This is a genomic window from Novipirellula rosea (genome assembly GCF_039541335.1).
GTDB lineage: Bacteria > Planctomycetota > Planctomycetia > Pirellulales > Pirellulaceae > Novipirellula > Novipirellula rosea.
This window is the reverse complement of the sequence record NZ_BAABGA010000058.1, coordinates 61,197-82,756: the sequence shown is the minus strand read 5'-3', so window position 1 is coordinate 82,756 and position 21,560 is coordinate 61,197. Positions and strand designations below refer to the sequence as shown.

21 protein-coding genes are annotated in these 21,560 nt (G+C 52.8%); 19 read left to right on the top strand and 2 right to left on the bottom strand.

Features of this window, described 5'->3' with window-relative positions; all coding sequences use genetic code 11:
• Window positions 1-363 precede the first annotated feature (363 nt).
• The 12 genes from ABD971_RS22530 (at window position 364) to ABD971_RS22475 (ending at window position 9,354) form a co-directional block, all read left to right on the top strand.
• Complete coding sequence (locus ABD971_RS22530) at window positions 364-768, top strand: hypothetical protein (protein WP_345325785.1); 405 nt, start codon at window positions 364-366, stop codon at window positions 766-768.
• 230 nt (window positions 769-998) lie between these two features.
• Window positions 999-1,208, top strand: a complete 210-nt coding sequence (locus ABD971_RS22525) for an addiction module protein (RefSeq protein WP_345325783.1) — start codon at window positions 999-1,001, stop codon at window positions 1,206-1,208.
• A complete protein-coding gene (locus tag ABD971_RS22520) occupies window positions 1,198-1,497 on the top strand; it encodes a hypothetical protein (protein WP_345325781.1) in 300 nt (99 codons plus the stop codon). Before ABD971_RS22525 ends, ABD971_RS22520 begins: the two co-directional genes overlap by 11 nt.
• Window positions 1,498-1,635: 138 nt before the next feature.
• Window positions 1,636-1,998, top strand: a complete 363-nt coding sequence (locus ABD971_RS22515) for a hypothetical protein (protein WP_339946885.1) — start codon at window positions 1,636-1,638, stop codon at window positions 1,996-1,998.
• Between the two features lie 634 nt (window positions 1,999-2,632).
• Entirely contained in the window at window positions 2,633-3,349 is a 717-nt protein-coding gene (locus ABD971_RS22510; protein WP_339946884.1) for a hypothetical protein, read from the top strand.
• A gap of 111 nt (window positions 3,350-3,460) precedes the next feature.
• Window positions 3,461-3,841 carry a hypothetical protein gene (locus tag ABD971_RS22505; protein WP_345325778.1) on the top strand — a complete coding sequence of 127 codons (381 nt, stop codon included), beginning with the start codon at window positions 3,461-3,463 and terminating at the stop codon, window positions 3,839-3,841.
• A 147-nt stretch (window positions 3,842-3,988) separates the two neighbouring features.
• Window positions 3,989-4,474, top strand: a complete 486-nt coding sequence (locus ABD971_RS22500) for an SMI1/KNR4 family protein (RefSeq protein ID WP_345325776.1) — start codon at window positions 3,989-3,991, stop codon at window positions 4,472-4,474.
• A gap of 103 nt (window positions 4,475-4,577) precedes the next feature.
• A complete protein-coding gene (locus tag ABD971_RS22495) occupies window positions 4,578-5,003 on the top strand; it encodes a hypothetical protein (RefSeq protein WP_345325774.1) in 426 nt (141 codons plus the stop codon).
• A gap of 163 nt (window positions 5,004-5,166) precedes the next feature.
• On the top strand, window positions 5,167-5,523 hold the full coding sequence (locus ABD971_RS22490; protein ID WP_345325772.1) for a hypothetical protein: 357 nt from the start codon (window positions 5,167-5,169) through the stop codon (window positions 5,521-5,523).
• 980 nt (window positions 5,524-6,503) lie between these two features.
• Window positions 6,504-7,100: a hypothetical protein gene (locus ABD971_RS22485; RefSeq protein WP_345325770.1), complete on the top strand. Its 597-nt coding sequence runs from the start codon at window positions 6,504-6,506 to the stop codon at window positions 7,098-7,100.
• A 573-nt stretch (window positions 7,101-7,673) separates the two neighbouring features.
• Entirely contained in the window at window positions 7,674-8,063 is a 390-nt protein-coding gene (locus ABD971_RS22480; RefSeq protein ID WP_345325768.1) for a hypothetical protein, read from the top strand.
• Window positions 8,064-8,883: 820 nt separating this feature from the next.
• Window positions 8,884-9,354, top strand: a complete 471-nt coding sequence (locus tag ABD971_RS22475) for a hypothetical protein (protein WP_345325766.1) — start codon at window positions 8,884-8,886, stop codon at window positions 9,352-9,354.
• A gap of 1,835 nt (window positions 9,355-11,189) precedes the next feature.
• On the opposite strand, the gene ABD971_RS22470 is transcribed toward ABD971_RS22475, so the two are convergent.
• Window positions 11,190-11,381: a hypothetical protein gene (locus ABD971_RS22470; protein WP_345325764.1), complete on the bottom strand. Its 192-nt coding sequence runs from the start codon at window positions 11,379-11,381 to the stop codon at window positions 11,190-11,192.
• A gap of 343 nt (window positions 11,382-11,724) precedes the next feature.
• On the opposite strand from ABD971_RS22470, the gene ABD971_RS22465 reads away from it, so the two are divergent.
• The 6 genes from ABD971_RS22465 (at window position 11,725) to ABD971_RS22440 (ending at window position 19,542) form a co-directional block, all read left to right on the top strand.
• A complete protein-coding gene (locus tag ABD971_RS22465; RefSeq protein WP_345325762.1) occupies window positions 11,725-12,144 on the top strand; it encodes a hypothetical protein in 420 nt (139 codons plus the stop codon).
• A gap of 196 nt (window positions 12,145-12,340) precedes the next feature.
• Window positions 12,341-12,685 carry a hypothetical protein gene (locus ABD971_RS22460; protein ID WP_345325760.1) on the top strand — a complete coding sequence of 115 codons (345 nt, stop codon included), beginning with the start codon at window positions 12,341-12,343 and terminating at the stop codon, window positions 12,683-12,685.
• Between the two features lie 1,520 nt (window positions 12,686-14,205).
• The gene (locus ABD971_RS22455) at window positions 14,206-15,153 is read left to right on the top strand and encodes a DUF1559 domain-containing protein (protein ID WP_345325758.1); all 948 of its coding nucleotides are present in this window, start codon (window positions 14,206-14,208) and stop codon (window positions 15,151-15,153) included.
• An 847-nt stretch (window positions 15,154-16,000) separates the two neighbouring features.
• A complete protein-coding gene (locus tag ABD971_RS22450) occupies window positions 16,001-16,318 on the top strand; it encodes a hypothetical protein (RefSeq protein ID WP_345325756.1) in 318 nt (105 codons plus the stop codon).
• A 396-nt stretch (window positions 16,319-16,714) separates the two neighbouring features.
• A complete protein-coding gene (locus ABD971_RS22445; RefSeq protein ID WP_345325754.1) occupies window positions 16,715-17,134 on the top strand; it encodes a PDZ domain-containing protein in 420 nt (139 codons plus the stop codon).
• A 1,805-nt stretch (window positions 17,135-18,939) separates the two neighbouring features.
• Window positions 18,940-19,542, top strand: a complete 603-nt coding sequence (locus tag ABD971_RS22440; protein ID WP_345325752.1) for a YdeI/OmpD-associated family protein — start codon at window positions 18,940-18,942, stop codon at window positions 19,540-19,542.
• Between the two features lie 212 nt (window positions 19,543-19,754).
• On the opposite strand, the gene ABD971_RS22435 is transcribed toward ABD971_RS22440, so the two are convergent.
• Entirely contained in the window at window positions 19,755-20,399 is a 645-nt protein-coding gene (locus ABD971_RS22435) for a thioredoxin family protein (RefSeq protein WP_345325750.1), read from the bottom strand.
• 616 nt (window positions 20,400-21,015) lie between these two features.
• On the opposite strand from ABD971_RS22435, the gene rsfS reads away from it, so the two are divergent.
• On the top strand, window positions 21,016-21,423 hold the full coding sequence (gene rsfS / locus ABD971_RS22430; RefSeq protein WP_339946617.1) for a ribosome silencing factor: 408 nt from the start codon (window positions 21,016-21,018) through the stop codon (window positions 21,421-21,423).
• Window positions 21,424-21,560: the final 137 nt, after the last annotated feature.

Here is a 21,560-nt window from a genome sequence, read left to right as displayed (position 1 = left end):
CGCAGTAGTCGGCCAGTTGTCGCACGGCTCGCAGGTAGCCGTGCACGGTGCGTTTGCTCATACCGGCAAGCTGCAGGTCTTCGTTCATGTTCTGATAGAGCTTGCCGTCGAAGTAACGAGATGCAGCGGGGAGGTGATCGTTGTTAACCATGGTAGATCCTTGTTGAGAGAGTAAAAAACAACAAGAAAACATGGCTGCGCCTCGAGAATCGGCTACACTAGAAATCGAAAAACTTACTCCCGCCGCGATAGCGGCTTGCTTGAACCACGCGATGGTGACGGAGCGACGGCGGTCGCCGTTTTCGTCTGCTTGCAAGTTCACTCCCGCCGCCCGCACATCGCTACGGTTATCCGGCTTAGTCAATGATTGAAAACGAAAACAAATCCTGGACGACTGTGATAGGCGAAGCTTTCGTCGCGACATTGTTCTTCGTTGTTGCTGCGGGCATCGCCGGCTTTCTGCAAGAGTCGCTATCTCCCGACACGTCGTCCCTGTACTCGCTTTGGTTCATCATTGGGATGGTCCCCTTTCTGGTCTTTGCACGAGCAAGGGGTGTTTTTGTCTTCGATCGGTGGGACGCAATCGCGTTTGCCACAGTCCTGGTGATTGCAGCAGTTGCCACAGCATTGTCAAATCTTATCCAGATCTTTGATGGGATTGATGTAATTGCGTTCCCACTGGCGATTCTTTTCCCGCGTCCGTTCGTCCGTAGAGTTCGTTGCCTACTCCCTGAATCGTCTACCAATCAATCTCCAGAAGGCGGGTAACTATTGCGATGAACCGGAGGAAGTGTGCTCTCCGCTACGGCGGGTTGCCTTCGGTATTTTACCCGCCTCCGCTCCACCCACTTTCCCCGGTTATCGCTGGTGTTCGCCAACTGGGTGCGTCCGTGTTAGCTCGCTGACGTAGACTCTGGCGTTTCCGTTGCGTTTTTCGCCTATTCGCCACGGGGATTTAGCGTGGTACAATGAACGCTTCTCCATTACAGGACGCAACCATGACCCTGCAAGAATCACTTCGTTCTCTACCGCCCAACCAGAAGCTCGCGATCGTAACGCAACTCTGGGACGACTTGGCTTCCTCGGCACCGCTAACGCTACCGCCCGACGAGCTTGCCGAAATGCAAAGCCGGCGTGACGAAATGCTTGCGGACCCTTCTATCGCAATTGACGCTGCCGAAGTATGGCGACGTGTCGATGGCGACTGAACGCTACCATCCATTCTTCGCCGTCGACTTGGCTACTGCTTGTTCTTACTACGATTCTATCGCTTCCACGCTCGGCAACCGCTCCCGAGCTAACGTGCGGTCTGCGATACGCAATGTCGCCGATCGTCCTGACTCATTTGGTCGGATCGGCGGTGATTTCCGTGGCGCACTCGTTGACCGGTTTCCTTACGTTGTTGTCTTTGCTTCTGATGATGGTGTTCCCTCGATCTATGGTTTGCGTCACGCCGCGTCCGATCGGGCGGATTGGTTCGACCGAACGATGCCATGACCAAACGGATGACCAGCGGATGCAACGGAGCGGCGGAGGTTGTTTTTTCATCTGCTTGCAAGCCAATCGCCGCCGCCCGCAAAACCCTACCGTTCCCCGACTGGAATTCTTGCTGTCTACGACACAACGTTTACTCACATGACATTTCGCTTCCCTGGATGGGGCATCGGGTGGTTCACTCCGCTGCTTGCACTTTTCGCACCCGTAGTTGCCTACGGATCGTTTGTTGACGGCTCAAGTGCATTCGGTGTTTTCTGGCTGTCGGTTGGGTTGTTCGCTGCACTTACTTGGTTCCAACAACGCTGGGCGGCAATTCCGCTCATTATCTACTTTCTACTTGCGTTGACCGGGATTGCGATGTCATTCACCGCGACGGGCTTCTCGGTTTCACTGCTCGGCAAACTGCTATTCTCTTGCAGCGGCATCTACGAACTCGTAGTTTGGTATCGTTCTCCACGTGAGGAATTGTTTGGTGACCTGGTTTCGGAAGATTTACCGTGACATCGCCCCCGCAATCCAAAGCTGCAAATAACAAAGCCGTGCACACTGAGGTCGGCATCCGTTTTTTACAAATGGCAACTCAACTCGACGTCCCAGGTGACGTCCACCGTTATCCGACTGCAATTGACTTTCCCGAATAACGCTTGTCAGATCAACGGATGCCTGCGTGCCGCGTCAATGGTCCAACGATATGTCACCTGAGCACAACCCATACGCGACCCCAGTTGCCGACGATGCGGACCAGGAAGCACAAAAGACAATCGCCAGACGCATCCTAACCGCTGTGAGGGTGACCCTATTTACGCTACTGTGGACGGTGCTGTTCTTTTTTGGGAGCGCGATCATTATTGGTATGCTTTCTGGCCTTTACTTCGTTGCTACTTACTCCCCAGGTGCACCGCCAGTACAGCCTAGCCCTGTAATTGGAATGATTTGGGCGTTCTTGCCCATGTGCGTGGGGGTGGTTGGTTTTGCTCTTGGCGTGTTAGGGTTCTTGCCAGGTACACGGCGATGATAGGCGTGTATCCCAAGACAGCGGATAACCAACGGATTCAACGGAGGACCGGTGGTTAGATTTCACGAATGGATGCTCAACTCCCGGTCCCCGCGATCCGGGACGTTATCCGACCAAAGAATGTCTAGTTTGAATCCCTATGACCCACCCGGCCAGCGATTCGCAAATGGATCGACACTCGCAGGGAAATACGTTGCGGATTACTCAAGACTTGGTCTCGGCGAGTTTCGCCGTGTTTGTGGATCTCCAGTCCGTGGTGCGATTGAGTGGTTCGCGATAAAACTGCAATTGAAGCATTGGGTAACGCAGGTTTTTGACGCCCCTGTTCCGATGTTGAGCCAGCTTTGCAGGATCATCGACACCCCGCAAGAATTTCATGATGACCTTATTGCATTCAAGGCAGATGCCGCCAGGTACGGGTACGCTGGTGAGCTTTGCACTGTCAACAGATCCGAGGGCGTCGCGGTCACGACAGTCGGTTTACGGATGCTTCATGAATCCAAGCAATCATTCCTTACATCTTTGTTCGCTAAAACAGAGGATCTCTCCCAAAACGAGACCCAGGTCACATCCGTGTATGACATGGGCGACGACTTCACTACACTGTCCGTTACTAACGAACCACTTCGCTTTGCCCCATCGACTCGTTGCGTCGCTGAATACTTGGTCGGGGCTTCGCTTGCGCAACTCTGCGAAAGGCATGCAATTTTAGTTGCTGCTGCATCTGATGTTCCATCGCTTTTGGAAAGCCCGGAAGACATCGCTGTCGTTGTTGATACATTGACCGTTGAGTTCTACGATCGTATGATCTTATCGGGTGTGTTTTCCCCCGCTTGATCGAGTGGCGGCTGACAACCAGCGGTTGCGACGGAGCGGCGGAGGTTGTTTTTTCGTCTGCTTGCGAGTCGTTCGCCGCCGCCCGCTGAACCGTACAGTTACCCGACTGATATGAACTGTTTTAACCACGACGCCATCGCCGCTGTTGGAATATGCAAGCATTGCAACAAGGCACTTTGCCATGAGTGTCTGACTGACACAACAAATGGACTTGCTTGTACCGCGACATGTGTGGAAAGCGTGAATACACTGAACTATCTGATTGACCGCAGTCGTAAAACTGCAACGGCCCAGCGGGGCAACGCTTACCTAACTAGCATTCTGCTTGGCCTGATGGGCCTCATTTTCCTTGCTTTCGGCGTGCAGGGTGGTCGAAACGCTTCTCTTCCGCTTGCGATGGGCACCGGAATGGTTGGCCTTTCAATCGTCTATGCATTCCGAATGCGAAAGTGGATCAAGAGCCTTGGTCACGAACCCGATCTTGACACCTAACCTGTTAAAATTTGACCTGCTTCTGCAATCGCACACGGCGGGGAACCATGCGATGGTGACGGAGCGGCGGCATCGTTTTTGCAAAGTGGTTCAATCATCGTTCGCCGCCCGCACATCACCGGTCGTTCCTGTCTGGCAAGGTAGATGATGGACTACGTGAAGCTGATTAGAAAATTCCACCACGGAAAGATTTCCTCTGAATTCGTCCTCTTCATCGCTCCCCCAGCGTCCCCCGAGGAAATCGAGTCGGTGAGAAAGGAAATACCCAGGGTTATCCCAAACGAATTATTTAATCTTTATGCCGCTTGCAACGGCTGTAGTCTTGACGCCGGCGACAAGAAATACTGGTTCATTGTACCCGTCAAGCAAATTGCTGATTTGACGAAATCTACTGAGCGGTGGTACGTGAAAACACACCCGCAACTCGAAGGTCGATTCCATCCGTTCATTGATTGGAGTAACGGCGACTCTATGGGGTACCTCCTGTCCAAATCCGGTGAATTGTTGCCTGGACTCTACTGCTTCGAACACGAGGAATTGCAATATGACAGCGATCAAGACTATGACGAATTCATCGTGAGATGGAATAAAGATATTCGCGGATTGCTCACAAAAGGGGCTGGCAACGACTGACAGGAACAATGAAATGCACGCAAGTCGCCGATCACGCGTTTTTGCCAAATGGAAATCGTGCCCGGCGACTTCGTGATTTCTGCCGTTATTCGATTGAAGATCCATGTCTGTTCCGGAGCATCTATGGAGATTTCCAACTGCTGACGCGATCGCGTCGCTCGCCAACCGACTAGGTGTGCCGCACCATCCTTCTATGCAAGACTGGGAATGGGAGATCGCAGACCCAGACCGTATCGACGAATACCTTTCGCTCTATCGCGATGGCGGACTGACGGACGACGAACGCTTTACTCTGATGGAAACAATACTGCAGTCGTTTGAAGACTTGGACGCCGACCTCACGTCTGATCCGCGATGGCTTGCTGTGCTGGATTGGCTTGACCGCGATGTTGAATTGCACGCCCATTCAATCTGGTATTGGGCTGACTTGGAAAACGAGCTGTTCTCAGAGTGCTGGCGTGTCTCCGCTTACATGCGTAAAATTGTCAACTGCCATGCCTCGCGTCTCTGCCCTCAGGAATTTGAATAACAAAGGCATGCAACGGAATTGCGTGTCAGGCGTTTTGGCAATGGTTGATTCGTTTTACGCCACCCGCTGATGGCCAACGTTCGCCGACTGGAGTGGATCGCTCATCCGGAAACGTCGCATTGGCTTGATTTGTTACAATTCGTGGAACACGACGTCTGATCGCATGACAGCAAATCAAGAGTCTCACACCGACGCAAATCCTGGCGGAATTACTCTCCAATCGCTTCGGCGTTCTACTGCGACGTTCGGGCTGTGGGCGTTCGGCGTTGTCGCGTTACTTGGATCGTTAATGTCGCTTGGGTTATTGATTGCCGTTCCGTTGTTTTCGCTTGAGAACGATCTGTGGAACCGTGCCGACAACCCGCATACACTGACCAATGTCGTCTTGTACGCTGTCATTGGCGTGACCGCGATTTATGCTGCACGTAGTTCGGACCGCATTCGGTTTTGGCTTGGCGTCACGGCTTTCGTTGTTTTTATCGCTTACGGACTGTATGATCTCGGACTGTTTCATAGCTGACTATCGCGCGAACGCGAGTGCCGGGATCGGCGGCGAACCATGCGACGTACCGAAGTCGCGGAGTCGTCGTTTCTGACAATGGGAAATCAATCGCCGCGACTCGGTTATCGCGGCCGTTCCCAGGCTGAAATACTCGATTCATGAGGCACGCTGACTCGATGCGGAAACTGAAATTTGGCCTGCGGTTCTTGCTCGCGCTTCCGCTCTGCGTTGCTGCATTCTTTCTCGGCTGGAAATATCACGAAGCGAAAATGAACGCTTTACACCAAGTGCATGACGGCTCTGCTCAACAGCGAGCGTCCGTAGTTCGCGACGAGCTTGCGCGTGAACAGCTGGTTCGCGCCGCACGCCTTAACGATTCAATTGACCGGATGGAACAAAGGCAGCGCATGCAAACGTTCGATCGGTTACTAAACGACCCAAATGCTGCGATGCTGCAATCCGAAAGGGGATTTTGATGGCTCAAGCACGCCGGTTTATTCGAGATATCGCTATCGCTGCGTGTATGGTCGGTGTATCGTTCGAGGCCGGGTGGTGGGCCTTCGCACACTCGTTTGCCGATTCCCGACAGGTTGCGTTTGACTTTACGCGACCTTATTTCATTCCACACAGCCACGAGGCAATTGGACGAACTCCGACGGCTGACACATCCTCGTTCTCTGCCGGAGATCGAATTGACATTTTCGTTCAAATTGATGGCAAGTACGAACCACTTATTCTCGATGCCGTCGTGACAAGTCAAACGAAAACCAACTTTGGAATGCTCGTTCCCTACGGTGGCCGCGACCTCTTGGCATACGCAAGGGAAAGCGGCTGGCGACCAATTTTTCGACTGTCGATAGCACCGACTGACCCGATTGTGCTCAAATCATACGGCGGATAACCAAGCCATTCACACGGAGCACGGCTGGCGCGGTTTCACAAATGGAAGCATCACTCTGCGTGCCCGGTGATGCCAACATTATCCGACTGAGGAAACATTGACTGCAAGCTCAAACAATATCGAATGGCCTGCGGGTGAAGCGTCCATGCTCTGTGAATGTAGCTACGAATCGCCGCTGTTCTGTTTCGATCAAACACTGTACCGATGCAATACGTGTCAGATCGTCGATTTTCCACTGCCTACGCCGTTTCTTTACAATCCGCCGGCATGCACCAACTGCGGAAACCGGTTTTCGCGAGATGACCGCATCAAGGCGGCGACGATGAGTCCTCGCTACGTGCTATCCGAGAAACTTGACAACGAGAACGCTGACTTGGTGGACTGTCCTCGCTGTGGGAACCGCTCACTCGGGTTGAACAGCACCGGGGTTCAGTACTTGAAGGGTGAAGCAGACACCCTGATTCCAGAGCGGGGTCAGAAGCTACATGGCTTGCTGATGCGAATGGCTGGCGAATTGCATCTTTCGTCACCACGACTCTCATCGATGTTTTGCTCGAACTTTGATTTCGATGGAGTGAATGACGATGAAATTAAGAACGGACACTATGAGTTCCGAGTTTTGGACGTGCGAACTAGGACGCCGAAATTGGTGTTGCAATTCATACGTCGCATCCCGACTAGCGAATGGCTATAGCGCCGATCAAGAATGCGGGTAACCAGAGAGTTGCACAGGAGATCGCGAGTTGGGTTTTTTGGTCGTTAGAACGTCGATCGCGCGATCCTCGTGAATTCCACCGTTCCCAGACTGGAAATCAGTATTCGATGAATTGGACTTGGCGGTCCAACGTGGTATGGCGGATGGAAGCCGAGGATGTTTTTGGTGCTGCAAACGTGACGAGTGTCGGATTGCAAAATGGGGAACTTGAGAAGTGGGAACCACAGATAAAATCGGATTCACGCGGATGCGTTAGGAGGTAATCTGTGTTCATCGGCGTTCATCTGTGGTTTCATTCGTTGCCATTTTTTGTGCTGTGAAGACGGCTGTACTGTGCGCAGGCAGTGCGAAGAACGAGGATTTGGATCGCGTCAATCGACTCGCTACAATCAACAGGCGGCAAGCGGCAAAACATCGGGGAACCAATACGATGCACCCAAATCGCCGGCGCGATGGTTTCGTGAACACAAGCTAAAATTGCGGCGACTCGATGATGTCTAACGTTCCCCGACTGAGAATGGTGCAACCGCCAATAGTGAATAGCTCAAAGTAATGACGCATCTGCGGAAACGAAAGAAGACAAAGTTTCTCTACTGGGTCATTGTGCTTGGCGCATTGTTGCTGATTGCGTTACTCGTTCCTGCAGCGATTTCATTGTGGCCGCGAGTAACTGCGGAGAACTATGCTCAAATCGATGTAGGTATGTCACTAGCGGATGTCGAGCGAATTCTTGGGAAACCACGATCCGACAATGCCGAGTATGGCGTAGTTGGCGAAACTGGGGCTTATGTCATTAATAACAGCCTTAGCGAGCAAGAAAAACTGGAGATGGGATACGGCAAGTATCGGCGCCTCCAGTGGATGTCACCTGAAATTACGATCGTTGTTGTCTTCGACTCCAGCGGACTTGTCGCGACTCGTTATCGTGGTGAAGGACAATGAAATGGTCATTCATTGATCCCGTGGGAATGGGGGCAGGCAGCGGATCTCCATGCGGTCAACCGGAGTCGCCGATCACGCGGGTATTGAAATCAGAGTTTCTTGGCGGCGGACCGGTTACCGCCAACCTTATCCGATTGAATTGAGTACCTTGCTTAACCCTTTTCGATGGACCTTGTTTACATGGCTCGCGATTCTTCTTTGGCTCAGCATTGCAGCGTGGTTGAACTTTCCTCCGCCGCTTACCATTACGACCTACACCCGAACGGGTCCTGTTGAAGGTTCTAAGCGTTACGCAACGCTTAAGGAGTACCCGAACCCTATCGGTTGGCCTTTTCGTTACATTCGTCCGGATCCCAGGCCGCTTTGGTTCACTCCCGCGTTTAGTGGCTCTGACGCTACTTCAGAAGCCTCGAACCTTTCGCTCCGTGCGGTTGTCGCAAACGCCATCTTGATTTTAATTGCATTGACATCATTGGGGACGATGACGCAAATCAAGTTCCCGCGTTTTTCGATGCGTTTGCTGCTCTTGCTTCCTGCCCTAGTTTGTTGCTTAATTCTCTGCTCGCGATACATTGCCCTAGAATTGGGCACTGACGCGTATTGGTGCTTTGGAACTGCAATCTACTTCTTGCCGGTACTCTTTGTTCTACCCGATCTCTTTGGATTCCGTCTAATATCCTCATACTTCCATCTGTCTCGTGGCAACTTCCGCGACGGCGGGTAATCATGCGATGGTGACGGAGCGGCGGCAGCGTTTTTGCAAAGTGGTTCTATCACCGTTCGCGGCCCTCACATCGCTTCCGTTACCACAAGTAATTAGATGACGACATATGACCGCTTCGTGATCGACGACGGCGTATCGATTTGCCTGTCTGACCTGGAAGACGGATTGCGTGCGACCGATGATTCCTATCGGCTTAATGGCGATGCGATCCTACGCGGTGACCACGATTGCGAAATTCTAGTGGACGTGTCGCACCGCGGATCAAACATCTTCGATGGCGATATTGATCTACTGATCGGTTTTGCCGAGAACCGACGCGATAGTGATGCCATCATCTCGCGTCTCAAGAAAGCGACGTGCATGGTGACGATGCAACTGGTGAGCAATTCTGATGAATCGGCGATAGAGCACGTTTTCGCATTCCTGCGCACAGCTCATGCTGGATTAACGGTCTACGAAGGCGGTATATTTGATCTCCCCGAACCGCCGCCCAAATGGATCGATACAGTTCGGCAAGTGGTTCGACGATTGTCTCCACACAAATACGAAGATCGGGCGGGACCATGACATGCACGTGCGGACGCTCGTGGCGTTTGCTTAATGGGGCATCAACTCTCCGTCCCCCGCTCTGCTACTCAATGTTGGGGCACAACCTTGATCCGACGTGATTGATGCATCTCCGCTTGGCTAAGCACGGTGTTGGTTGGCGCCACGTATCTGGTGGTCTCGCTAACAGCGAGATCCGATGCGGTAGGACTCGGCGCAGTGGCAATAGGTGTGGCGTACGCACTTTCGCACTTCACATTCATCATTCGCGCCTTCTGCAGATTACCTCGGAACAGCTCACTCGCCAGCAGGCCAATTTTCAATGGTGCATGGGCAGCTTTCGTTGGCGGACTTGTGTACGGCGGCTGCATTGCGATTGGCGTGACTCTCGCCTATTTTTATGTTACTAAGGGAACATGGAATCTCAGTCTCGTAACCAACTGCCTAATCGCGCAATTTGTTACGGTATTAGCATGTGGATTTATGGCCGTGCCCGGCGGCATGATTGCGGGCGTGATATATTCGTTTCACAGATGGATGCGAGCAGAAGCAGGCGAGGAGCCGAAGTCGCGGAGTTGACGGTTTCGGCAATTGATATTCATTCGCCGCGACTCGGTTATCGCGGACGTTACCTGACAAAAATAGAACATTGAATTACTCAATTATCTGTACTTGCAGCCGCAATCCGGCCTGCCAAGAGTAAAACACATGGATCGGACGTAACGGCAGATGTCCCCTTGCGACTTTGCCGTGAATGCCTTCCCGGGTTTGAGTCCATAAAATCACAAAGCAAGCTTCACGGTATACTGCGGCGTGTCCCTGCGTGTGGCGATCTGCTGGACACGTACCCTGGTGCTACTGTGTACCCAAACTGCCGAGGGTAACCAAACAGTGCCCTGGTCTTGGTAAAATGGAACATCACGACGTCAACCGCTCGATCGCGGTGACGTTTACCGTTACCCGACGAAGTCATGTCGACTCAGAATCCTTACGAAGCTGTTGTCGTTGATGCACCGGAGGTGCGCACTTGGGCTGTGCCGTTTGCGGTGTCCGCAACAATTGCATTTGAACTTTCCGCAATTGCATCCACAGGCAACGATCTTTCCGTCTACGTTGGATCGCCGACCGCAGTGCTTCAAAACGTTGTGCCGGCATTTGTCTTTGCTTTGCTGATTGGATGGTTCAACGGGATTCCCAGCACTGCCAGCAGGTCCTGGATTACATTGCCTGGCCGTCTACTTGGCGGATACATACTCGGCACGACTGCGATACCAGTGAATCACATGGTTGTGGACTACCTGTACCCAATTCCGTTGCCAGGGAAGTTCACGGAAATTTTGCTTGTAATGCTCGTTCCCGTCGTAATCTGTACGATGGCTGAGCGAGTGTTTCTTCGAGTACTTGGACAAAGAAATACTTTGGGCGGGACATGAATTGGGTAACCACGACATTCACGTTGCGGACAGGAAATGGCTTGAAGACGAGCGGGTGGGAAGCTAGACACGGAGACACGGAGACACGGAGACACGGAGACACGGAGACACGGAGTGAGAAGTGAGAAGTGAGAAGTGAGAAGTGAGAAGTGAGAAGTGAGAAGTGAGAAGTGAGAAGTGAGAAGTGAGAAGTGAGAAGTGAGAAGTGAGAAGTGAGAAGTGAGAAGTGAGAAGTGAGGAGTGAGGAGTGCTCGGCGGGGAACGCGGTATAGACGGATTTGTTGTGTCCACGCGTGCCAGGCAATGACGAATGATAGACAGAAAGATTGGTGCGACAGAAAAATGTTTTGAGGCGCAGTGGTGGCTGCCCTGTATTTCGATCTTCATCTTTTTGTCACCCATTTTTTTGCCTGTTTTTGGGCATCAGGGGAGGATGATTTTATTGGGCTCAGGGGGCATCGATTTGTGTACATGGTTCAACAAGTCGTCGATTGCCGCTGGTTCCGCGGTTAGCTCAAGTCGTTGGTTGCGGCGCGATTGTCCCTCGGCAATTCCGTCATGCAGCGCTCCTTCGCGATGATAGGCGTGATTGGCGGGCAAGCGATTGGGGGGCATTGTTGGCCACGAATCACGCGAATTTCCGCGAATCTGGGTGCTCGTGTGGTGAACATGATCGCGATTGAATAATGCGAACTGAGCTCAGGGGAGAGGTGTCGTCTGGGAGCCGGATGCGCCGGCGGCGCCAGTCTGGTTCTGAAAGGGTTCGGTGATCAATTGGACAAGGGTCAAATATGGTGAAACCCCAAGGAGAAATCTGTGGCAAACCGTGAACACAAAGCGTATCCTAACATCCGAGAGACTCCGTTCTACTCGTCCGCAGATCGGGCCTATCTATATTTGGCCATCACGACGTCAACCGCTCAATCGCGGTGACGTCCACCGTTACCCGACGAAGACCATGACGCCGACACCCGACCAAATCGTAGCGGTCCTTGATCACTTCGCGGAGCATTGCGGCAAGCGTTTTTCGACATACCGCAAACTCCAACGCTACGCTTCAACACCCAAATCCTGGCGAAAATGCTACTCGCTATTCCAGTCGATACGGAACAAGACGCTTCGAGCCGAGGCTCGTGGTGACCACCGTCTGACGCATCAATACCTGTTTGAAGAGATTTGCGCCAAGACACTTTACAACTTCTCAATTGCTCCCGATGATGAGCCTTTTGTGATACCGGCCCCATTTGACGACGACTCTGCTGACTTTGTGTTCCCCATCGCTGGGCAATTCGCTGATTATCTAGGTGTCTCACCGCCTCGATGCATTCCCGCGGACGAACTCACTACCACCCATGGCCCGCGAGAAACCGGCGGATAGCCAAGCCATTCACACGGAGCACGGCTTGCAAGTTTTCACAAGTGGAACACCAACCGTCCCTGCCCGCACATCGCGGTCGTTCCCCGACTGAAGGCATCTGCGTATGACGCAATTCGCTACGACTGCTGACATCCGGTCTACCGACGATTCATCCCTTCTGTCGTACGTTCGACTCTACACTCTTGCGTTCGCGAGCGTGATTGCGATCGATTTATTGCTGCGTGCGTTATCGGTCGGACTGACCGAGCCTGTAGGCCCGGCAGCAACGGCGGCCTTCATCTGCACTATCCCAAGGAACAAGCCGCGATTCCGCTCATTGCGGCGTTTCGGAATTGCTGTCGTGCTAGCTGCACTTCTTGCATTTGCCACCGCTGTCCTTTACAAGTCCTTTGGCATGGAGGAGGCGGGGGAACTTGCGTGGGTCTCTGCCGGTATGTTCTACACGATCACTTTCGGCTGCATCGAAAGTTTGTCGTTTTGGTGGACTTGCGTCGTGACGCCGGGGCGGAGCACCGCGAACAAGAAGGCGGATAACAAGTAAGGCTTTGACTTCGCGTTGGGCGGAGGTTGAGCCTGTATCTTGTTGAATGGTTAGCGTTCTGAGAACCAGCGTGGCTCGTGTGATTAGCCGAAGCTCAAGGCCTCTGTTCAAGATGCCCGGTGGAACGCTAACGCCCCGTGATGTGTCAGTTGGTCTCGGCTGCCAAGAATTTACACTCGCTTGACATTGAGGACCTCCGATTTCGTACCGCTCGCCATGTTGATTCGCAATACATCCTCTACTGCTTTCATGGATAGCACGACGACATAATTTACAACGCCTCCACCTTCGCAATCAGTTCGTCAACGGAACACTTGGGTTCCGTGCTACCGATGCGGGATTTTGCGTATTCGATTGCTTCTTTGGTGGGAGGGCGACGCACTATCCCAACACGATTGCCTTTGTCATCAACCAATTCGATCTGACTATCAGAACGACGAATCTGGTCGGCAACGTCGGCTTGCACAACGATTCGGACCCTTTCCGATCTCCTTCTAAAACCCATTCGATTACAACATTGACGGTGAACCGCGAAATACCGAGACATAAGCGGCGAACCATGGGGTGCACGTTGCGGACTGGAAATGGCTTGAAGACGAGCGGGTGGGAGGGAGACAGGGAGACACAGAGTGAGGAGTGAGGAGTGAGGAGTGAGGAGTGCTCGGCGGGGAACGCGGGTGGTAGACAGGAAGATTGGTGCGACAGAAAAATTGGGACGCCGGAAAAACGAGTGGCCTACTTTTCGATCTCCTTCTTTTTGTCATTCATTTTTGTGCCTGTAAGTGGTCGTCAATTGCGGTCGTCCATTGAACGACGCGTCGATCGCTGTCACGGCTCGCTGAATGATTCGATTGATCTTTGTCCGGTTTCATTCATCTGTCCTTCTGCCTTTTTGAGTCTGATTGTGCTGCGTCATTGGTGTGCGATTAGCGAAGATTAGTGTTCTCTCTTGCTGGCACTCGAATCGTCACTAATCAACATTAGTCGTCGCACGGCCTCGCCAACTTCCGATGCATTCGATGCGCCAGCCGAAGATTGCCGACTCGTGAGTCTGCTCGGTCTATTATGGCTCGGTCCCGCGCTGGGGAGTATTCGGAACGTTTGTGACGCCGGTTCAATTGGTAAATCGTCCATCGAACAAGCCATCGCAAGAACCCGTAATTGCATTGGAGATTGTGATCTAGATTGTCTGGTCGTCAGGATATCCCTTAGTCGCTGCCAGTTAATTTGGAACGTTCGTCAACACCGAGCCCCTTACGGAACGTCGGGGCGTTCGGCGATTCAAAATCCGGGTGTCTGCATCTAATGCAGGGCTGCCCATTTTTACTCGCGATCGATTTGATTTTCGACTCTGCCGGCGATACAATCCTTCGGACTAGAGTGCTCGACAGTGAATCATGGTGGAACGTGTGATATGCACTATGCCAGAGCACCAGATTACGTAGGAAACTATTTGCTGATGGTCACGTTGCCATGCGTGCCGAGTGACCTCTAGCTGTTCGTCAACAGAGTTTGGGTGCATGATACGACCGCGAAACGCCATGACCCTTATCGAGCTGATTGTTGTGGTTGTGATCATCGTGATCCTTCTCGCGTTCTCATTGCCCGCAGTCCAGCATGCGCGCGAGGCGATGCGTCGGAGTCAATGCCAGAACAACTTGAAACAGATGGGGCTCGCGATTCACAATTACCATTCAAGCCATAGGCAGATTCCCGATCTATACAACGGTGCTTTTCGTGCGTCACCCCCTACGCTTGTCGAAGAATTTCATTGCCATCCGTGGCGTACTGCAATCTTGCCTCAACTGGAAGGCGGTAACGTCCTTCATGCATTGGACCTCACTCTGGCGGCGTCGAGCCCTGAGAATCAGGCTGTTATCAATATCGAGATGCCTGTGTTCGTGTGCCCGTCGACAAGTACGCCTACGGACGTGGTTCCCGATCTTAACCTTTGGCGTGATGCAAATGGGGTGTTTAGTCAACCCAAGGGGACTGCGGCCCGAACCGACTACGCAGCGATCGTTGGGATGGCCCCGTCGTCAGGCTACTCCAACATGACAGCTGCGGACTTCGGTGGATGGGCCGAGCCGAAATACTCGGCCAGTAACCAGACAACGTATCCCCCGCGACGGTTTTCTGATTTTTCAGACGGCTTATCTAACACGTTGCTTGTAGGTGAACGCTCGGGGCGGCCCGACAAGCACCACGCGGGGGAACCCGTCGTTCCGTTCTCAGTCTCGGCTGGAAAGGGAGATCACCATCAAGCCGCTTGGGGTGTTTCAACGCACGTGCAGCACCTTGTGCTTTTGCCGGCATTTGCCGTGAACGAAAATAATAGTCACGGACTATATTCGTTCCATGATGCTGGCGTGAATATCCTGATGGCCGACGGCTCCGTCCGGCTTCTCAGTAGCTCCACGGAAAAGGCAATGCTACGGTTTCTCATCACCCGCGCTGGACATGACTGACACTCAACTTAAACGACGAACCATCCGATGCACATTGCGGACTGGTAAGGTCTTGGAGACACGGAGACACGGAGACACGGAGACACGGAGACACGGAGACACGGAGTGAGGAGTGAGGAGTGAGGAGTGAGGAGTGAGGAGTGAGGAGTGAGGAGTGAGGAGTGAGGAGTGAGGAGTGCTCGGCGGGGAACGTGGGTGGTAGACAGGAAGATTGGTGCGACAGAAAAATTGGGACGCCGGAAAAACGATTGGCCTACTTTTCGGTCTTCATCTTTTTGTCATCTATTTTTTGCCTGTAACTGGTCGTCAATTCTTGTCGTCGGTTGAACGACGCGTCGATCGCTGTCACGGCTCGCTGAATGATTCGATTGATCTTTGTCTGGTTGATTCGTCTGTCCCCGATTCGTCTGTCCTTCTGCCTTCTTCAGTCTGATCGCACCACGTCATTGGTGTGCGATTTGCCATCGTCAATGTTCCCAGCATGCTGGACCACTCATTGTCATTCAGCAACACGGATCGTTGCTCGGTCCCGTTTCGTCCTTGCCACCGTTTCCTGTTTTTTAACCTCCCATTTTTTAACCGTTGCTCGTCGGCTGCCTGTATCAACAAGACACGCGGTTCGTAGAGGGGGGCGGTGATCTATCGGGCAGTGCACAATTGGACAGGGCAAATATTGTGATACTGCATTTAGAAATCTGGGGCAAACCGTGGACACAAAGCGTATCCTATCCATGTGAGAGGCACCGACCTACTCGACCGATGGACTGGGCATTTTTCAGCTGATCGATATCCGCCGCGCGGGGTCGGTGAATTCAACGTTAAGCGGCACTTCTGACGAACTGCGCACATGGAAAACCCGCAACCCGATCTAAGAGAATCTGCAATCTACCGACGATTCGGGATTACTGGCCTGCGGTGGTTCTCTCGAATCTATTTTCCAACGTTGATGATTTTGCTTCTGGCGGTATTCATTGCGACGATCTATGCGTCACAATTCCTTGTTGAACCACAACGAGCATTCACCTACTCCGGAGGTATCGTTCTTTCCGTCGTCGGAATTGCCGTATTGGCAAGAGTTTGGCGAGGTTACAATGTGGCCGTGGATCGCATCGATAAAGAGGATCCGAATGAGAGAAATGCCACTCCGCAGGCTCCTCTCGACTGACTGACGGATCGCTCGCGCGAGCATCTGGTGCACGGGGCTGTGGAGAACGGGGCCATGCACTCGGGTTGCGAAGTCGGGTTGCGAAGTCGGGTTGCGAAGTCGGGGGGCAAGCGGACAAGCTTTCGTCGCTCCGAGCGACCGCCGACGTACTGTTGACAGTTTACCTTTTACACGTGATCCCGTAGGTGCGGCGCACGCGATCGAGTATTCGCTCAATAATGAATTGCTTTATTCTGTACGCGAATGGATCGCGTTCTCGCAAGATTTGATCTCCATTGTTCGGGAGCGTTCGAAGGACAACTGCACTTTGATCGTCGCACGAATAGAACTACTGGCCGAATCGGAAATGTCCGAGTGTATTCGTCGGCTCCCACCCTGCTAAATAGAAAGGACAAAATGAATTATCTCCAACTCAGCCATTTGACGGTCGCGGCCCTTTTTGCGGTCTCGGTTTTGTGTTCCGTCGCAGGGTGTGGAGAGGGAAATGTTGGAGGTCCTGTTACGATCGTTAACGGTTCGCCGCCTGAGCACGGTATGCTTGGCGTGACGTTTGGTGAACCGCCTCAAGCCCTAATTATAGCTGACGTTTTACTCGATGGCCCCGCGTTTCAGGCGGGGGTAGAGGCGGGAGACGAGATTCTATCGATCAACAATGAAAAGGTCGAAAGTGCAGACGACGTGCTTGCGATCGTCCGTTCAACAAAACCCGGCGACGAGGTCGTTTTGCGTGTCCGCAGATCCACAGGCGACGTCGAGATGCAGGTCACCATGGGCGATTTCGCTACCATCGTGGCGCTAACCCGCCTGAACGACTGAGCGAACGATCACCCACTGCCAATTCAAGAAGATGCAGCATTATGAAATGCGGGCATTCCACGGACTCACGTGTGTGGTTATCGCATTTCGTCGCGCTGCGACTGCGGGGAAGCGGACTGTTCGCAAGCGGTTCAAATGGAAGGTATCGACAACGAAAATTATCGTTTTGCGTTTTTTGCCTTTTCATCTTTCTGTCGTCACTTGCGGTGTGAACAAACGCAGATGCTGGGACGATTCAGGATTGACTGTTGCGGATTGACGGTACGCGTCGTGTGTCGGGCTGGCAGCGAATTGTGTTCGGTCGTTGCTCGGTCGATGGGTAGACAGAAAAATTGGTGCGACAGAAAAGAGAGACTGCCATTGCGATTCGCGATTCGGATTGAACACACACGTTGATTTCCATGTTTTAACCTTTCATCTTTTAACCTTTCGCAGTAACTCGGGTGTAATGGGGTTGCGACGGAAAAAGTGACCGACCAGTACGGGGCAATGTTTTCCTGCCCCCTCCATCTTTCTGCCCAACCTCCGGTTTAAAGAAACGTACATGCCGTCGCTTCGCGAGTTTGCTGCGTCTGCGGTACTGATTGCACGTGAATTGTTTTGACCTCTCAGTGAACTAGGTTCAGTCGTTGCTCGGTCGATGGATAGACAGAAAGATTGGTGCGACAGAAAAATTGAGACTGCTAATGCGTTTCAGGATTCGAGTTGAACGCTCGCGTTGATTTCCATTTTTTAACCTTCCATCTTTTAACCTGTCGCGGAATCTCGGGTGCAGACGGTTTGCGACGGAAAGAGTGCACCAGCAGAACGGATCAGGTGTTTTCCTGCCCCCTCCATCTTTCTGCCCAACCTCCGGTTGAATGGAATGGGCCTGCCGTCACTTCGCGAGTTTGCTGCGTCTGCGGTATCGGTGGCATGCGAAGTGTGTCGGTCTCTCTGTAAACCTGGTTCGGTCGTTGCTCGGTCGATGGGTAGACAGAAAAATTGGTGCGACAGAAAAATGAGACTGCGATTGCGATTCGCGATTCGGATTGAACACACACGTCGATTTCCATTTTTTAACCTTTTATGTTTTAACCTTTTGCGGGATCTCGGGTGCAGGCGGTTTGCGACGAAAAGAGTGCACCAGCAGAATGGATCAAATATTTTCCTGCCCATTCCATCTCCCTGCCCAACCTCCGGTTGAATGGAATGCGCCTGCCGTCGCTTCTCGAGTTTGCTGCGTCTGCGGTATCGGTGGCATGTGAAGCGTGTCGGGCTCTCTGGGATCTGCGTTCGGTCGTTGCTCGGTCGATGGGTAGACAGAAAAATTGGTGCGACAGAAAAATGAGACTGCCATTGCGGTTCAGGATTGGGATTGAACGTTCATGTTGATTTCCATTTTTTAACCTTCCATTTTTTAACCTGTCGCGGAATCTCGGGTGCAGGCCGTTTGCGAAGGAAAGAGTGACCGAGCAGAACCGATCAAATATCTTTCTGGCCCCTTCATCTTCCTGCCCAACCTCCGGTTGCAAGGAACGCACCTGCCATCGCTTCGCGAGTTTCCGTCAGCCCAAGACTGTTTTCGTATTGGGCTTCAAACTCTGCTCTGCATTGAGAATTCGTGATGCGATGCGTAAACTAGAGCCCAGTGATCCTCACGTGGGCGAATGCGATGTCTGGCTCGCCGCGCAACGCACCCCCGACGGCGGGTAATGATCCCGTTGCACCTGTCACGACTTGCCAGTTAACCGAAATGGAACGTCCATCGTCCGTGACGAGTGAACTCAATTGTTTCAAATGTTATGCCAGAGTCGTTCTAATCCATGCCTCAACCCGATCCCGCGAGAATCCTGAGCTTTGCATCGCCGAAAGATCTCGGCCGGTGGCTCGAGGTGAATCACGCCACCGAAAGTGAACTGTGGTTGAAGATATTCAAGAAGAAGACTGGGGTTCCGAGCGTGACCTGGGACGATGTCGTGATTGAGACGCTGTGCTGGGGATGGATCGACGGCGTCAAGAAATCAATCGATGACCACGCCTATCTCCAGCGGATCACCCCAAGAAAAACGCGAAGCAACTGGTCCAAAAGGAACAGAGAGCATGCGGAGCGTTTGATAAGCGAGGGCCGGATGACGGAGTCAGGACTCGTGCATGTTCGTGCCGCCAAAGCGGATGGCCGGTGGGAGAACGCCTATGTCGCGAGTGAAATAAAAGTGCCAGTGGATTTCCTAGCAGCACTGGAGTGCAAGTCAAAGGCGAAGCAGTTTTTTGAAACGCTGAATAAGTCGAGTCGGTATGTGATCGCGTACGGATTGACAAGTGCGAAGAAGCCCGAAACCAGACAGCGGCGATTTGAAAAATTCATGGACATGCTTGCTCGCGAAGAAAAGCCGGGCTTTGGCGTTAATAAGACGAAAAAGGCATGACAAAATGTTCCACACGGAGTCGCGGGGTGCGCAGCATCTGAAATAAATGTCGTTTCCCGCGACCCGGTGAACGGTGGCGTTGTGACAGTCGCACACCTGCCATCACTTGGCGATGGAACGCTCGTGGTATTTACACTGCTCGCCCGGACTTGCGTCCGGGGCCTTTGTCTTTCGTCACGCTGCGGCTGGGGCCTTGGAACTGCAACGACGAATTATTGCATCCAGTGGACGAGGTCGACTTTGCGAGCCAGACCGGTTTGACGCTTGACGATCTCGCCATCTTTGACCATCACCAACGTGGGCAGACTCGAGATTTGCATTTCGCGAGCGATCTGTTTGTGTTCGTCGACGTTGACCTTCACGATCAGCGTGTCGTTTTCGGCAGCGGTTTCTTCTAACTCGTGCAAAATCACAGCTTGCTTGCGGCATGGTCCACACCAATCGGCGTAGAAGTCCAACAACACGTTGCCATTGGCTGCGGCCAGCACGGATTCGAGATCGCCATTGGGAGGCAGGGTGATCAGTGCGGGACCGACCGGTTTGTGAGGCGTCTCTCTGCTAGCGATGTTTGAAGGAGCCAACTTGGCACTGGTTAATGTCGTCGTCGCGTGGTTTGCAGGACTTGTCGCTGAGACGGTTGCGATAGAAGCGTCAGTGGCGGTGAAGGCCGAAGGGGGCGCAGCGGAGCTGGCGTCCGCGATCGCGGCCTGCTGGATTTCATCGGATTCTTGGACCACTCCTGTCAAATCACTTGAAACCGTGCGACCGAAGCCAAAACCAGCTCCTCCACTACATCCGCTCGCAGCGGCGAGTACGGCTGGTAATAGCATCATTGTACTTAGACGAAGATTATTCATTATGAGTCTCTGCGAGAAATGCTGGATCGTTCCGTGCGTGTTACAAGACCACGTGCGACAACCGCAAGGGCGTTGACCGGTTGGCCGTAGTGCAAGAGGTTGATTGACATTCAGACGGGCATCCCGCCGTAACCTTTCAGTTGATGACGAGGAAAATCCACGGAGTCGAGTTTCACGCCGAGAGCGGGCGAGATGGTGTGCCGAGTATTCAGCGGTCAGTCCAGAGTGAAGACCACCGTGAAAGCTCGGCAAACTGCAGGGAATAGATCGGTGACGTCTTGAATTCACAGCGACTGCAAAGGGGGCGATGGGGGGGGAAACATCGCAATTGATTTTTTTTGGGGGACAATGAGGTGAACGGGTGAGGGGGCATTGGTGTCTGGTCAAGCGGCCCATACAACGGGATCGCCGGGCGCGGGGGGCATAATCCGGTCCATATTCACTCCGTTTTGCCCTTGTGGTGCGTGACAGAATTTTGAAAACCATTAAACTTCGGGCTATGACAGAAAAAGCTAACGAAACCGCCCCAGACGCTGACGCTTCCCTCCCGACGCCAAACTCAAGCGAAAACGCGAGTAAAACGACTCCGCCGGAAGACGCTGCGCAAAAAAATCCCATGGCTCAGCCTTCGCGTGCGATTCGGCCTCATGGCGTCGAATACAGCCGCAAATTGGCAACCGCCGCCGCAAAAGTGGCCTTGGAAAACAAAGGCCAAGACGTGATGGTTTTGGATGTTTGCGGGCAAACCGCCGAATTCGACCTGTTTGTCTTTGCGACGGGTTCGAGCCGGCGTCAATTGCATGCGATCAGCGAACAAATCGATGATGTCTTGGAAAAAACGCTCGGTGACCAACGGCTGGGCATCGAAGGGTACCAAGACAGTCATTGGATCGTGCTGGATTACGGCAGCGTCGTGATTCACTTGTTCGACGAAGAAACTCGCGAATATTACGATCTCGAATCGTTGTGGGCTGACGGCAAACCGATTCCGCTCGAGGAATTAGGGCTGAAACCAAACGCCTAGGCTGACGAACGTGGTGTTCGTTAGAATTTTTGAGCCTGTGAACGTTCGTCGCCAGCAAATTTCCAGTCACGGGGAAATCCGGATGGACATTGGTTGTGCGAACGTCACGCCATTGCTTTTGATTGGCGGAGCTCACT